The following is a 13,692-nucleotide window of genomic DNA, read 5'->3' on the forward strand; positions in this document are numbered from 1 at the left end:
CGATGGTACTGCAGGGGGGACCCTGTGGGAGAGTAGGACGCCGCCGAACAATCATTGTGGGAAAGCCCCGCACCTTCTGGTGCGGGGCTTTTCTGCGTTTCGGGGGCGGTTCCGCGCACGCTGATCGCTGCGGTCCTGGGCGTCATCAATCGGCGGGGTAACTCCTGAGGCTGCTCGTGTCGAATGTCCAGCGGCCGGCGCTCACGGTGTCCCCGAAGGAGTACCCGTCGGTCGTCTGCAACTTCAGAGGCGGCCCGCGGCTTTCAGGGACAGGTATGCGTCGGCCAGGGCGGGGGCCAGGGTGTCGGGGGTGGCGTCCACGACATGGACGCCGTGGCGGCTGAGCTGGTCGGCGGTGCGGCGGCGCTGGGCCTGGGTCTGGGTGGCGGCCGCAGCCTCGTAGACCGCGTCCGCATCGCCGCGGGCGGCGGCCATCGCCGCCACCCGGGGGTCGGCGACCGAGGCGAGCAGGACCGTGTGGCGCTGGGTGAGGCGCGGCAGGAGCGGGAGCAGGCCCTCTTCGACGGGGGCGGCGTCCAGGCTGGTCAGGAGGACGACCAAGGAGCTGCGCGGGGCGTTGCGGAGGACGGTCGAGACCAGGGTGCGGGAGTCCGTCTCGACCAGTTCCGGTTCGAGGGTGGCCATCGCGTTCACGAAGGACGGGAGGACGTCTGCCGCCGCTCGGCCCTGGACCTGGGCGCGTGGGCGGCGGTCGTGGGCCAGGAGGTCCACGCGGTCGCCGGCGCGGGTGGCCAGCGCTGCCAGAAGCAGGGCCGCGTCCATGGCGGAGTCCAGGCGCGGGGCGTCGCCGACCCGGCCGGCCGAGGTGCGGCCGGTGTCGAGGCAGATCAGGATGTGCCGGTCGCGTTCGGGACGCCACGTGCGGACGGCGACCCTGTGCTGGCGGGCCGTGGCGCGCCAGTCGATGGAACGGGTGTCGTCGCCGGGGACGTAGTCGCGCAGGCTGTCGAACTCGGTGCCCTCACCGCGCGTCAGCAGGCTGGTGCGGCCGTCCAGTTCGCGGAGGCGGGCCAACCGGGACGGCAGGTGCTTGCGGCTGGTGAACGGCGGCAGGACCCGTACCGTCCACGGCGCGAGGTGGGTGCCCTGACGGGCCCACAGGCCCAGTGGGCCGTACGAGCGGATCGTGACGCGGTCCGCGCGGCGGTCGCCGCGGCGGGTGGGACGCAGACGGGTGGTCAGGCGGCGGCGCTCGCCGGCCGGGACGGTCACCTCGTGGCGCGAGGCGGCCGCCTCCGTGCCCGGGGTCCAACTGCTCGGCGGCCAGGCGTCGCGGACGCGGGCACGCAGGGCGCGGCGGCCCGGGTTGGTGACGGCGAGGTGCACGTCGGCCGGCTCGCCGAGGCGGATGGAGGTGTCCCCGGAGCGGGCGAGTACGAGACTGCGTACCGGAGCAGCCAGGGCGTAGTCGACCGCGCAGGCCAGCGCGATCGGGCCGTTGACCGCGAGCATGCCCGCCCAGCTCGGCTCCAGGACCCCGACCGGGATGCTGCCGAGGGCCGCCAGCAGGGCGGCGCGTCCGGTGAGGGCCATCAGCGCGGCACGGGGACGTGGGAGAGGATCGCCGTGATGACGGCGTCGGCGGTGACGCCCTCCATCTCCGCCTCCGGACGCAGTTGCACGCGGTGGCGCAGCGTCGGCAGGGAGAGGGCCTTGACGTCGTCGGGGGTGACGTAGTCGCGGCCGGTGAGCCAGGCCCAGGCGCGGGCGGTCGCCAGGAGGGCGGTGGCGCCGCGCGGGGAGACGCCGAGGACCAGCGAGGGGGATTCGCGGGTGGCGCGGCAGATGTCGACGACGTAGCCGGCGATCTCGGGGGAGACCGAGACGCGGGCGACGGCCTCGCGGGCCGCGTCGAGCTGGGCCGGGCCGGCGACCGGGCGGATGCCGGCGGCCTTCAGGTCACGGGGGTCGAATCCGGCGGCGTGGCGGCTCAGGACGCCGATCTCGTCCTCGCGGGAGGGGAGGGGGACGGTCAGCTTGAGGAGGAAGCGGTCCAACTGCGCTTCGGGGAGCGGATAGGTGCCCTCGTACTCGACCGGGTTCATCGTGGCGGCGACCAGGAACGGCTCGGGCAGCTTGCGGGGCGTGCCGTCGACGGTGACCTGGCGCTCCTCCATCGCTTCGAGGAGCGAGGACTGCGTCTTGGGAGGCGTGCGGTTGATCTCGTCCGCGAGGAGGAGGTTGGTGAAGACCGGGCCGTCCTGGAAGGAGAACTCGGCGGTGCGGGCGTCGTAGACGAGCGAACCGGTGACGTCGCTGGGCATCAGGTCCGGGGTGAACTGGACGCGCTTGGTGTCGAGTTCGAGGGACGCGGCGAGGGCGCGCACGAGGAGGGTCTTGGCGACGCCGGGGACGCCTTCGAGAAGGACGTGGCCGCGGCACAGCAGCGCGACGACGAGACCGGTGACGGCGGAGTCCTGGCCCACCACGGCCTTGCCGATCTCGGTGCGGAGCGCTTCGAGGGAAGCGCGGGCGCTGTCCGCGGTCGCGGCCGTGGACTCGGTGGCCGGGTACGTCATGACGTGCGGACCTCTCTTTCGAGGGCGTCGAGGTGGTCGGCGAGCGCGACGAGGGCCGCGTCGTCGGAGGGGGCGGTGCCGAAGAGGAGGGCGGTCACGTCCGTGGGCCCGCCGGTCAGGCGGGCCGAGACGGCCGGGACCAGGGAAGCCGGTTCGTGGGCCCGGGTGGGCGGTACGCCGACCAGTGCGGCCAGGCGTTCGCGGGTGGCGGCGCGCAGTACGGTCGCTGCGCGGTCGCGGGCCCCGGCCTTGCGGTAGAGGCGGGCGCGGCCTTCCGTGGCCTCGGAGGCGCGGACGGCGACGGGGAGTCTCTCGGTGACGAGGGGGCCGAGCCGGCGGGCGCGCCAGAGGGCGGCGAGGACGGCCGCGACGCAGAGCTGGAGCAGGGCCCAGGACCAGCCGGCGGGGACGAGTTCGAGGAGGCTCTTGTCCGCGTCGCCGGTGCCGGTGTCGGGGTCGGAGTCCGCAAGGGACGGCAGGTACCAGACGAGGTCCGGGCGGGAGCCGAGGAGGTGCAGGGCGAGGGAGGCGTTTCCCTGCTCGGCGAGGCTCTCGTTGAGCAGGATCGTCTCGGAGCCGAGGAGGACGGTGTCGCCGCCGGTGGTGCCGGTCGGGAGGACGAGGAGGGTGGGGCGGCCGTCGCTGGGGTAGCAGGCGGTGGCTCCGGGGAGGGTGGTGGTGTAGCGGAGGTTGCCCCCCGTGCCGGCGCGGCCGGCGGAGGTGGCGGCGGGCAGGGTGCAGCGGGGGTCGAGGTCGTCGCGGCGGGAGTCGCCCTCGGTGCGGACTCCGGGGGACAAGTCGGGGAGGCTGACCTCGCCGGGGGCGAGGAGGACCGTGCGGCCGCCGGAGAGGTCGATGGCCGATCGGATGGCGCTGCGCTGGGTGGCTCCGAGCCGGTCGGGGTCGGTGACGAGGAGGGTGGTGCGGGGGCCCGTCGCGGCGGCGGCCTCGCGGGCGGTGGTGACCACGCGGGTCGTGACGCCGCGTTCCTTGAGCAGCTCGGCGACGGCGCGGCTGCCGGCGGGGTCGGCGGAGCGGGGGTCGAGGTGGCCGTGGCGGGTGCCCGAGTTCAGGGCGGCGAGGATGACGGCGCCTGCGGCGAGCACGGCGAGGAGGGCGGCGGCTCGGCGGACGGCGGGGCGGCGGCCCCTGGCGGGGGCAGGGCCGGGGGCTCCGCCGGCTCCGGGGACGGTTCCCTGGCCGGGGCCCGCGGCGGGGGTGTGCGGCGCGGGGGCTTCGGCCGGGGCCGGGGTGGTTCCGGTGGGGGCGGGCGCGCGCCGGGGCGTCTCCTCGGGCGCCGAACGGTGCTGGGGGTCGGGAGGCTCGGCGGCGGTGCGTTCGGCGCCCTGCGGGGAGCGCCCCGACACCCACCCGCCCCCACCGGAAGCGGCGGTGGCGGACGGTGCCTCGGCGGGCTGGGCGGAGTGTCCCGGCACCTGCCCGGCCCCGTCGGGGCCCTCGGCGGCCTGTGGGGGGTGGTACGGCTTCCACTCGTGCCCGTCGGAACCGGCGGTGGACCGTGCGTCCGGGGACTGCGAGGCGCGGTCCGGCTCGCCGGGGGTGGGAGCGGTGGGCTCGTGGGGGCCGGGGGTCATGCGGGGGGTCCCGTCAGGAGCGGCTTCGTGCGGTCCAGGGAGAGGTCGAGGGTGCGCAGGCGGGCGTAGGTGTCGGGGTCCGCGGTGCGGCCGCCGTACGTGACGTCGTCGAAGGTACGGGCGGCGGCGCGGAGGGCGGCGGCGTGGTCGGGCAGGGAGACCGCGGCCTCGGCGGCCGCCTCGTCGGCGGTGCGGCCCGGGCGGGGGTCCAGCAGGGTGCGTTCCTCCAGCGAGCGGAACACGGCGCGCATGCGTTCCTGGACGGCTTCCGTCCAGCGGCCGGCGGCGGCGTGGGCCTCGGCGGTGCTGCGGTGGTCGGCCGCGCTGCGGACGCCGTCGTCGAAGAGGACGGCCGCGGACGTGGCGGCACGCCGGGGGGAGCCCAGGCGCCACCACAGGGCGGCGACCGCGAGGACGACCAGGAGGAGGACGGCGACCAGGCCCACGGCGCCTCCGGGGGTCGCCCCGGAGGCGGCGTCGAACAGGTCGTCGAGCCACTCGAAGAACGCGCGCAGGGCGCGGTCCACCAGGCTCGGGTCGTTCTCGTGGTACATCGGCTTGGACAGTTCGCGTTCCGCCGCCTCCTGGGCGGGTGCGCGCGGTGTCGTCACCGGCGGTGTCTCCGCGCTCGGCAGGAGAGCCGCGGTGCGGGTGATGAGGCCCCCCGTGCTCATCATCGCTGGGTCAGCCTCCGGTCGTGCCGTAGTTCTCGATGCCGGCCGCCCGGGCGAGCTCCAGGTCGAGGCCCTCGCGGCGGATGCGCTGGTCGACGTAGAGGAGGACGGTGACGCCGGACTGGATGGGCATGATGATGGTCTGGGCGATGATCAGGCCGATTCCGGAGAAGATCAGCGGTCCCCAGGCGGTCTGGGCGCTGCCGTCCTCCAGGGAGTCCAGGCCGCCGCCGAAGGCGAACAGGCCGATCATCTGGAACGGCGCCACGACCATCAGCGCGACCATGAAGGCGATCAGGCTGGTGAGGACGGTGATGCCGAAGATGCGCCACCAGGAGCCGCCGACGAGCTTCGAGGAGCGCGCGAAGGCCTTGAGGACGGTGCTCTTCTCCAGCATCAGGGCGGGGGAGGCCAGGGTGAACTTGATCCCGAGCCAGATGACCAGCGGCAGCCAGGCGACCACGCCGACGACGGCGAGGCCCGCGTTGCCCGCGAGGGCTCCGGGCAGGACCAGGACGGCGCCGAGCAGGATGATGCCGAGGGCCAGCAGCAGGGTCAGGCCGAGGAGGCGCAGCAGCTGCGGGCGGGCGTCGCGCCAGGCGGCGGAGACCGAGGAGTGCTGTCCCAGGATGGCCTTGCTGAAGATCATCGTGAGCATGGCGGTGACGATGATGGTGCCGAGTACCTGGATGAACTGGTTGACCACCGATACGGCGAGGGTGCTGCCGAGGCTGTCGATGGCCTCCTCGGCGGTCATGTCCTCGGCCGAGCTGAGGGGCAGGTCGCTCAGCATGAACTTCTGCACGAGGACGCTGATGACCTGGATGACCGTGGCCACGACCAGGGTGATCGGGACGACGGAGCGCCAGTGCGTGCGCATGGTGGCGACCGAGCCGTCGAGGATCTCGCCGAGGCCCAGGGGGCGCAGCGGGATCACGCCGGGCTTGGCGGCGGGCGGGGGGCCGCCCCACTGGCCCGGGCCGCCCGGGTAGGAGTACTGGCCGCCGTACGGGGTGCCGGGCTGGTGTCCCCAGCCGGAGCCGGACGGCGCCGGGGGCTGCGGAGTCTGCGGGGGGTCGGCGGGCGGGGTCGCGCCGGGGCTCGACCACTGGCCGGGAGGGGGCTGCTCGGCGGACCACTTGGGGTCGCCGGCGGGCTGTGCGGGCTGCTGCGCGCCGCCGTCGCCTGCGGGTCGGCCGGCGTCGGTTCCCTGCCGGTCGCCGTCGGACGGGGAGGATCCGGGCGTAGCCCAGCCCGGAGAGTCGTTCATCGTCGCTCCTTCACATCCACCTGCTGCGGCGGGGGCGCTGGTCGCTGCCATCGTGCCACGTGAGGACCACGAACGGACCAGCCGTCCCCCCGGATGCCCGGCAGCCCGTACCTTCAATTGTCGCCCGGATCCGGGACAGACCGGTCGAGCCGATCGCCACGCAGGTCCGAGGGGCGATTTCCAGCCTTTCTGGCTGTGGGGCAGCTCACCGCCGGGTAACGATTGGCTAATGGGATGATGTCAAACATGAAGGGACGCGTCCTCGTCGTCGACGACGACACCGCGCTGGCCGAGATGCTCGGCATTGTGCTGCGGGGAGAAGGTTTTGAGCCGTCGTTCGTAGCGGACGGTGACAAGGCACTCGCTGCCTTCCGGGAGGCGAAGCCCGACCTTGTGCTGCTCGACCTCATGCTGCCCGGACGGGACGGCATAGAGGTGTGCAGGCTGATCCGGGCCGAGTCCGGCGTGCCGATCGTCATGCTCACCGCCAAGAGCGACACGGTGGACGTGGTCGTGGGCCTGGAGTCCGGGGCCGACGACTACATCGTCAAGCCGTTCAAGCCGAAGGAGCTGGTGGCCCGCATCCGGGCCCGTCTGCGCCGGTCGGAGGAGCCAGCGCCCGAGCAGCTGACCATCGGTGACCTGGTCATCGACGTGGCCGGACACTCGGTGAAGCGGGACGGCGTGTCCATCGCCCTGACGCCGCTGGAGTTCGACCTGCTGGTCGCGCTCGCCCGCAAGCCCTGGCAGGTGTTCACCCGCGAGGTGCTGCTGGAGCAGGTCTGGGGCTACCGGCACGCGGCGGACACCCGCCTGGTCAACGTGCACGTGCAGCGTCTGCGCTCGAAGGTCGAGAAGGACCCCGAGCGCCCCGAGATCGTCGTGACGGTACGCGGTGTCGGCTACAAGGCCGGACCCAGCTGACGTGCAGTCCGGCACCTCGGGCAGGGTCCGGGGCGGTTCCCGCCCGTGGGCCGGCAGACTGCTCCGGGACGGGGCGCCCGCGGGCCGCATGCTGCGGTTGTTCGTACGTCTCGTGCGCCGACCGCTGCTTCCGGCTGTCCGCCTGTGGCGGCGCAACATCCAGCTCCGGGTGGTCGCGGCCACCCTGCTGATCTCGCTGTCCGTGGTGCTCGCCCTGGGCTTCGTCGTCATCGCGCAGGTCAGCAAGGGCCTCCTCGACGCCAAGGAGGAGGCGGCGCAGAGCCAGGCCGCGGGCGGGTTCGCGGTGGCCCAGGAGAAGGCCAACACCCCCGCGACGGTCGACGGTCCCGACGCGACCGACAACAAGGTCGGGCGGGACGCCAGTACCTGGATGAACTCGCTGGTCAAGCAGCTGGCCAGTGGCGGGCAGACCGCCTTCGAGGTGGTCGCGCTCGGGGCAGGCACCGGGGAGCAGCAGCAGCCCGGCGCCCAGGGCGTGCGCGGAGCGCGCGCCTCGGGGAACGTCGATCCGACGGCCAGTGTGCCGCTCGGCCTGCGCCGGGCCGTCAACCACGCCACCGGCACCTTCCAGACCTTCTCCGAGATCCGCTACACCAGCGGGGCGGAGCAGAAGGAGCCCGAGCCGGCCCTGGTCGTCGGCAAGCGGCTGACGGACGTCAACGGCGACCCGTACGACCTGTACTACCTCTTCCCGCTGACGCAGGAGGAGGAGTCCCTCAACCTGGTCAAGAGCACCATCGCCACCGCCGGGCTGTTCGTCGTGGTCCTGCTCAGCGGTATCGCCTGGCTCGTGGTGCGCCAGGTCGTCAGCCCCGTACGCATGGCCGCCGGGATCGCCGAGCGGCTCTCGGCGGGCCGACTCCAGGAGCGGATGAAGGTCACCGGGGAGGACGACATCGCCCGCCTCGGTGAAGCCTTCAACAAGATGGCGCAGAACCTCCAGAACAAGATCCAGCAGCTGGAGGAGCTGTCCCGCATGCAGCGCCGGTTCGTCTCGGACGTCAGCCACGAGCTGCGGACCCCGCTGACGACGGTACGGATGGCCGCCGACGTCATCCACGACGCGCGCGTCGACTTCGATCCCGTGACGGCCCGCTCCGCCGAGCTGCTCGCCGGGCAGCTCGACCGCTTCGAGTCGCTCCTCGCCGACCTGCTGGAGATCAGCCGCTTCGACGCCGGGGCGGCGGCGCTGGAGGCCGAGCCCATCGACCTGCGCGAGGTGGTGCGCCGCGTCATCGACGGGGCGGAGCCGCTGGCCGAGCACAAGGGCACCCGGATACGGGTGCTCGGCGACTCCCAGCCGGTGATCGCCGAGGCCGACTCCCGGCGCGTGGAGCGGGTGCTGCGCAACCTCGTCGTCAACGCCGTCGAGCACGGCGAGGGCCGCGACGTGGTGGTGCGGCTGGCGTCCGCGGGCGGCGCCGTCGCCGTCGCCGTACGGGACTACGGTGTCGGGCTCAAGCCCGGCGAGGCCACCCGCGTCTTCAACCGCTTCTGGCGGGCCGACCCGGCGCGGGCGCGGACGACCGGCGGAACCGGCCTCGGTCTGTCGATCGCCGTCGAGGACGCCCGGCTGCACGGCGGCTGGCTGCAGGCGTGGGGCGAGCCGGGTGGTGGTTCGCAGTTCCGGCTGACGCTGCCGCGCACCGCCGACGAGCCGCTGCGGGGCTCGCCGATCCCGCTGGAGCCCGAGGACTCCCGGGCGAACCGGGCCAGGGCCGCGGCGGACGCCGCAGCCGCGGCCTCCGGCGGCCCGGCGGAGCGGCAGACGCCCGACGCGGGGGACCGGTCGCCGATACCGCCGCGGCCGCCGGTCGCGGGCGGGCTGTCGGTGCCCGCCGACCCGACGGCGCTGCCGGGCAACGGGGCGCGGGTGGTGGCCCGCCCGGCCGAGCAGGCACAACAGGAGGATCGAGCCGATGGACGATGAGCCCGTGGACGCGCGGAGGGGGAGCGCACGGGTGAGGGGCCGGCGCCGGCGCACGGTGCGGGCGTACGCCTTCGGGACGGCCGGGCTGCTCCTGGCCGGCTGTGCGTCGATGCCCGACAGCGGGGAGATCCGCGCGGTCCAGGCCTCGCAGGGCGTGGACTCGCAGGTGCGGGTCTTCGGGGTGCCGCCTGCGGACAAGGCCACTCCGGCGGAGATCGTCGACGGCTTCCTGGAGGCGATGACCAGCGATGATCCGCAGCTGGAGACCGCCCGCAAGTACCTGACGCCGGCCGCCGCGAAGTCCTGGAAGCCGAGCTCCGCCGTCACCGTGCTGTCCTCCGGCCTGACCCGGGTCGCGGTCCGCGGTGAGAAGGACCCGGAGGGGCCTCGCTGGAAGGTGACCGGCAAGAAGCTCGCGACCGTCGACGAGCACAGCGCGTACCAGCCGCAGACCGGGGACAGGCCCTACGAGGAGCAGCTGCAGCTCGTCCAGGACGAGGACAAGCAGTGGCGGATCTCGACCCCGCCGAGCGGCCTCGTGCTCAGCGAGTCGGACTTCCAGCGCATCTACATGCCGGTGAACAAGTACTACTTCGCGGGCGGCACGCTCGTCGCCGACCCGGTCTACGTGCGCCAGCGCACCGACCCCGACTCGCGGATGGACCCGACCACGCAGACCGTGCAGTCGCTGCTCGCCGGGCCGTCCCGGTGGCTCGCGCCGGTCGTGGAGTCCAGCTTCCCCACCGGTACGGAGCTGCGCACGGGCACCAAGTCCCTCTCCTACGACGGCCAGAACACGCTGCGCGTACCGCTCAACGACAAGGTGGGCAACGTCGCGCAGCCGCAGTGCAAGAAGATGGCCACGCAACTCCTCTACACGGTCAAGGACCTGACGGGGTCCCGGCTGGACCAGGTCGAACTGCTGCGCTCCTCCGACGACAAGACGTCCTCGCTGTGCTCCGTGACCTCGGTGAGCGCGGACGCCATCGCCAACCGGCCCAAGCTGCCCGAGTTCCAGTACTTCGTCGACAACGACAAGCGGCTGGTCCGGATGAAGCTCGACGTCAGCAGCGATGACCAGCAGACCCGCACCGAGCCGGTGCCGGGGCCGCTGACGACCCTCCCGCTGTTCAAGGTCAGCGCGGCGGCGGTCTCCCACGACGAGCGGCGTGCGGCGGTGGTCTCCGAGGACGGTCACGGGCTGTACGTGGTGTCCATGTCGGGGGGCGGGCCGATGCCGGCGCAGGTGCCGATCGGCAGGGGCGGCAAGGCGGAGACCCTGACGGCCCCGAGCTGGGACGCGTCGGGGGACCTGTGGGTCGCTGACAGGGACCCGCAGCAGCCGGGGCTGTGGCGGGTGCCGGGCGGCACCGGCACCCCGGAGCGGGTGCAGGTCGCGGGGCTCGACGGCCGGCGGATCGCGTCGCTGAAGGCGTCCGCCGACGGGGCGCGGATCGCACTGCTGCTGGAGGAGGGCGCCAAGAAGATGCTCTACATCGGTCGGATCGAGCGGCCCGACGCGAAGGGGGACGTCTCGGCGGTGTCGGTGCGCGAGCTGCGCCAGGCGGCCCCGCAGATGGCGGACGTGACGGCGATGAGCTGGGCGCCGCGGGGCCGGCTGCTGGTGGTGGGCCGGGAGCGGGGCGGGGTGCAGCAGGCCCGCTACATGCTGGCGGACGGCTCGATGGTCGCGGCGAGCCTGCCGGGTGCCACGGGGCTTTCCGAGGTCGCGGTCGCGGCGGCGGAGGACGAGTCGAAGCCGAAGCCGGTGGTGGCGTACTCGGAGGACGGGATCGTCTGGCTGCCGCCGGGGGCGCAGTGGCGCACGGTCGTCGCGGGCGGCCGCTCCCCGGTCTACCCGGGCTGAGGGAGCCCCCCGGGGGCGGGCGGCGTCCGCGCCCCGGGTCGCGGCGCCGTGGGCGCGGCGGCGTCCACAGGGGTGGCGGGCCCGGCGCCGGGGCATCAGGGTGGGGCCATGCGGGGGTGGTGGCGGGAGCTGGCCGGGCTGGTCCTGCCGGTCGACTGCGCCGGGTGCGGCGCTGCCCGCGTGCTGGTGTGCGCCGACTGTGCGGGCGGGCTCAGTGGGGCCGCGGCGGGGCTGGTGAGCCCGTACCCGCGTCCGCAGGGGCTGCCGGTGGTACGGGCCGCGGCCGCCTACGAGGGGGCCGTACGGGCCGTCCTGCTGGCCCACAAGGAGCGCGGGGTGCTCCCGCTGGCCGGGGTGCTGGGCGGTGCGCTGGCGGCGGCCGTCCTGGCGGGCGGGCCGGAGCGGGGGCGGGGCGAGGTGGCCCTGGTGCCGGTCCCTTCGGCGCGGCGGCAGGTCCGGGCGCGCGGGCACGACCCGGCGCGCAGGATCGCGCTGGCCGCGGCGGGGCGGCTGCGGCGGGCCGGGGTCGCCGCGCGCGTGGCGCCCGTACTGGAACTGCGGCGGGCGGTGGCCGACCAGGCGGGTCTGGGGGCCCGGCAGCGCCGGGAGAACCTGGCCGGGGCGCTGGCGGTGCGCCGCGACGGGGTGCGGCTGACGGCGGGGGCGCGGATCGTGCTCGTCGACGACGTGGTCACCACCGGGGCGACGCTGGCCGAGGCGGCCCGGGCGGTGCGGGAGGCGGCGGGCCCGGCGGGATACGGGGCCGGATCCTGGGCAGGAGTGGGGCACAGTCCCGGGGCGGGCCCGGAGGAGGTGCTGCGGGCAGCGGTGGTGGCCGCGCCGCCGGACTCCTTCGTGCGGGCTCCCGGGGCGGTGGCGCGCTGACCTGCAACGTCTCCGGGAGGAAAATCCCGTGAATAGATCTGGAACTGGAGGGGAAGGCCCATCGTTGCAGGTAGTACGAGGGAACGGCCACTGGACTGGAAGTACGTGCCAGTAGCGGGTGCCGTCAACCGTCATACAGGGATATGTTCGGTTGTAAGGAACTCAGGGGGCTGTTCTCTCGACTCCTAAGTCGGTGGGGTGCGCACCTCGCCGATGGCGGAGGAGGAGGTGAAAGTCGCCAAGTCCGAGGCTCCGGCCTTCACCGGAGTCTGGTGCAAAAGGGAGACGCTTCGCCCCGTCGGGCGGAGCTATCCGGGAACGGAGTTCTGCGTGGACATCGTCGTCAAGGGCCGCAAGACCGAAGTGCCCGAGCGGTTCCGCAAGCACGTGGCCGAGAAGCTGAATCCGGAGCGGATCCAGAAGCTCGACGCCAAGGTGATCAGCTTGGACGTCGAGGTGTCCAAGGAGCACAACCCGCGCCAGGCCGACCGTTCCGACCGCGTGGAGATCACCCTGCGTTCGCGGGGTCCGGTGATCCGGGCCGAGGCGGCCGCCGCCGACCCGTACGCGGCGCTGGACCTGGCTCAGGACAAGCTCGAGGCCCGGCTGCGCAAGCAGCACGACAAGCGCTTCACCCGCCGCGGCACCGGCCGGATCCCGGCGGCGGAGGTCGCCGACGTGGTGCCGGGTGTCGCGTCGCTGAACGGCAGTGGCCAGGTGGTCACCGAGGAGAAGGCGGACGGAGTCCCGGTCACCCGGATCGGCCCCATCGAAGTGCAGGGCGAAGGCCCGCTCATCGTCCGCGAGAAGACCCACTCGGCCTCGCCCATGTCGCTCGACCAGGCTCTGTACGAGATGGAGCTGGTCGGCCACGACTTCTACCTGTTCGTCGACTCCGAGACGAAGTTGCCCAGTGTCGTCTACCGGCGGCACGCCTATGACTACGGCGTCATCCACGTGAACCCCGACGGGGCCTCCAGCACGGAGGAGCCGCGGGGCGGCGCGGGAGGCGCGCTCGGCGGCTGAGCAGACCGTTCGCTGCCCCCGCGAGGCGCTCCGGCGTCCTTCGCGGGGGCACCTGCATGACGGGTATGCGCCAGAAGGTCCGCCGGCTTCCCCCGCGCCGTGGTGCCGGCATGGAATCATGGCGGGCAGTCAACCGGCTGCGGGACGTGTCCGGTTGGCCCGGCAACTCAGCACATGCAGGGGGAGGGACGATGGCGGACAGCTTCGGTCCGGCAGGCGCGGACGACGGCGAGGCCTGCCGCGGGGCGGACCCCTCGGGAGAGACCGCAGGCCCGCCGGCCGGGGAGCCCATCCGGGTGCTCGTGGTCGACGACCACGCGCTCTTCCGCCGGGGACTGGAGATCGTCCTCGCCCAGGAGGAGGACATCCAGGTCGTCGGCGAGGCCGGGGACGGCGCGGAAGCGGTGGACAAGGCGGCCGACCTGCTGCCGGACATCGTGCTCATGGACGTGCGGATGCCCCGGCGCGGCGGCATCGAGGCGTGCACCTCGATCAAGGAGGTGGCCCCCTCCGCGAAGATCATCATGTTGACGATCAGCGACGAGGAGGCCGACCTCTACGACGCGATCAAGGCGGGCGCGACCGGCTACCTCCTGAAGGAGATCTCCACGGACGAGGTGGCCACCGCCATCCGGGCGGTGGCCGACGGCCAGTCGCAGATCAGCCCGTCGATGGCGTCGAAGCTCCTCACCGAGTTCAAGTCGATGATCCAGCGGACCGACGAGCGGCGGCTGGTGCCGGCGCCGAGGCTGACCGACCGGGAGCTGGAAGTCCTCAAGCTGGTGGCCACCGGCATGAACAACCGCGACATCGCCAAGGAGTTGTTCATCTCCGAGAACACCGTGAAGAACCACGTCCGCAACATCCTGGAGAAGCTCCAGCTCCACTCCCGGATGGAGGCCGTGGTCTACGCGATGCGCGAGAAGATCCTGGAGATCCGCTAGCGCCGACCCGGACGGG

At 73.6% G+C, this 13,692-nt stretch carries 11 protein-coding genes; 6 read left to right on the top strand and 5 right to left on the bottom strand.

Features of this window, described 5'->3' with window-relative positions; translation table 11 throughout:
* Positions 1-243: 243 nt before the first annotated feature.
* The 5 genes from IF89_RS0123675 to IF89_RS0123695 form a co-directional block, all read right to left on the bottom strand.
* A complete protein-coding gene (locus IF89_RS0123675) occupies positions 244-1,554 on the bottom strand; it encodes a DUF58 domain-containing protein (RefSeq protein WP_030771565.1) in 1,311 nt (436 codons plus the stop codon).
* On the bottom strand, positions 1,554-2,540 hold the full coding sequence (locus IF89_RS0123680; RefSeq protein WP_030771568.1) for an AAA family ATPase: 987 nt from the start codon (positions 2,538-2,540) through the stop codon (positions 1,554-1,556). Before IF89_RS0123680 ends, IF89_RS0123675 begins: the two co-directional genes overlap by 1 nt.
* Positions 2,537-3,907, bottom strand: a complete 1,371-nt coding sequence (locus IF89_RS0123685; RefSeq protein ID WP_420706958.1) for a DUF4350 domain-containing protein — start codon at positions 3,905-3,907, stop codon at positions 2,537-2,539. The genes IF89_RS0123680 and IF89_RS0123685 overlap by 4 nt, the downstream gene beginning before the upstream one ends.
* 224 nt (positions 3,908-4,131) lie before the next feature.
* Positions 4,132-4,812 (bottom strand): DUF4129 domain-containing protein, encoded by a 681-nt coding sequence (locus IF89_RS0123690; protein WP_030771573.1) that lies wholly within the window; start codon positions 4,810-4,812, stop codon positions 4,132-4,134.
* Between the two features lie 7 nt (positions 4,813-4,819).
* Positions 4,820-6,079 (bottom strand): glycerophosphoryl diester phosphodiesterase membrane domain-containing protein, encoded by a 1,260-nt coding sequence (locus IF89_RS0123695; protein WP_030771576.1) that lies wholly within the window; start codon positions 6,077-6,079, stop codon positions 4,820-4,822.
* Between the two features lie 234 nt (positions 6,080-6,313).
* Here IF89_RS0123695 and mtrA point away from each other — a divergent pair, with 234 nt between their 5' ends.
* The 6 genes from mtrA to IF89_RS0123725 all read left to right on the top strand — a co-directional run bounded on the left by mtrA (position 6,314) and on the right by IF89_RS0123725 (position 13,676).
* On the top strand, positions 6,314-7,003 hold the full coding sequence (gene mtrA, locus IF89_RS0123700) for a two-component system response regulator MtrA (RefSeq protein ID WP_199820549.1): 690 nt from the start codon (positions 6,314-6,316) through the stop codon (positions 7,001-7,003).
* Positions 7,004-7,091: 88 nt separating this feature from the next.
* Positions 7,092-8,954 (top strand): MtrAB system histidine kinase MtrB, encoded by a 1,863-nt coding sequence (gene mtrB, locus IF89_RS0123705; protein ID WP_043194325.1) that lies wholly within the window; start codon positions 7,092-7,094, stop codon positions 8,952-8,954.
* Positions 8,944-10,821, top strand: a complete 1,878-nt coding sequence (locus IF89_RS0123710; protein WP_051807491.1) for an LpqB family beta-propeller domain-containing protein — start codon at positions 8,944-8,946, stop codon at positions 10,819-10,821. Before mtrB ends, IF89_RS0123710 begins: the two co-directional genes overlap by 11 nt.
* A gap of 108 nt (positions 10,822-10,929) precedes the next feature.
* Positions 10,930-11,706 carry a ComF family protein gene (locus IF89_RS0123715; RefSeq protein WP_030771587.1) on the top strand — a complete coding sequence of 259 codons (777 nt, stop codon included), beginning with the start codon at positions 10,930-10,932 and terminating at the stop codon, positions 11,704-11,706.
* Between the two features lie 330 nt (positions 11,707-12,036).
* Complete coding sequence (hpf, locus tag IF89_RS0123720; RefSeq protein WP_030771590.1) at positions 12,037-12,732, top strand: ribosome hibernation-promoting factor, HPF/YfiA family; 696 nt, start codon at positions 12,037-12,039, stop codon at positions 12,730-12,732.
* 191 nt (positions 12,733-12,923) lie between these two features.
* Positions 12,924-13,676 (top strand): response regulator, encoded by a 753-nt coding sequence (locus IF89_RS0123725; protein WP_030771593.1) that lies wholly within the window; start codon positions 12,924-12,926, stop codon positions 13,674-13,676.
* Positions 13,677-13,692 lie beyond the last annotated feature (16 nt).

The organism is Streptomyces sp. NRRL F-2664, assembly GCF_000719345.1.
GTDB lineage: Bacteria > Actinomycetota > Actinomycetes > Streptomycetales > Streptomycetaceae > Streptomyces.

Excerpts from the sequence above, each read along its gene's own strand:
- IF89_RS0123675 (WP_030771565.1), bottom strand. The coding sequence starts at position 1,554 with ATGGCCCTCACCGGACGCGCCGCCCTGCTGGCGGCCCTCGGCAGCATC.
- IF89_RS0123680 (WP_030771568.1), bottom strand. The coding sequence starts at position 2,540 with ATGACGTACCCGGCCACCGAGTCCACGGCCGCGACCGCGGACAGCGCC.
- IF89_RS0123690 (WP_030771573.1), bottom strand. The coding sequence starts at position 4,812 with ATGATGAGCACGGGGGGCCTCATCACCCGCACCGCGGCTCTCCTGCCG.
- IF89_RS0123695 (WP_030771576.1), bottom strand. The coding sequence starts at position 6,079 with ATGAACGACTCTCCGGGCTGGGCTACGCCCGGATCCTCCCCGTCCGAC.
- mtrA (WP_199820549.1), top strand. The coding sequence starts at position 6,314 with ATGATGTCAAACATGAAGGGACGCGTCCTCGTCGTCGACGACGACACC.
- mtrB (WP_043194325.1), top strand. The coding sequence starts at position 7,092 with ATGCTGCGGTTGTTCGTACGTCTCGTGCGCCGACCGCTGCTTCCGGCT.
- IF89_RS0123710 (WP_051807491.1), top strand. The coding sequence starts at position 8,944 with ATGGACGATGAGCCCGTGGACGCGCGGAGGGGGAGCGCACGGGTGAGG.
- IF89_RS0123715 (WP_030771587.1), top strand. The coding sequence starts at position 10,930 with ATGCGGGGGTGGTGGCGGGAGCTGGCCGGGCTGGTCCTGCCGGTCGAC.
- IF89_RS0123725 (WP_030771593.1), top strand. The coding sequence starts at position 12,924 with ATGGCGGACAGCTTCGGTCCGGCAGGCGCGGACGACGGCGAGGCCTGC.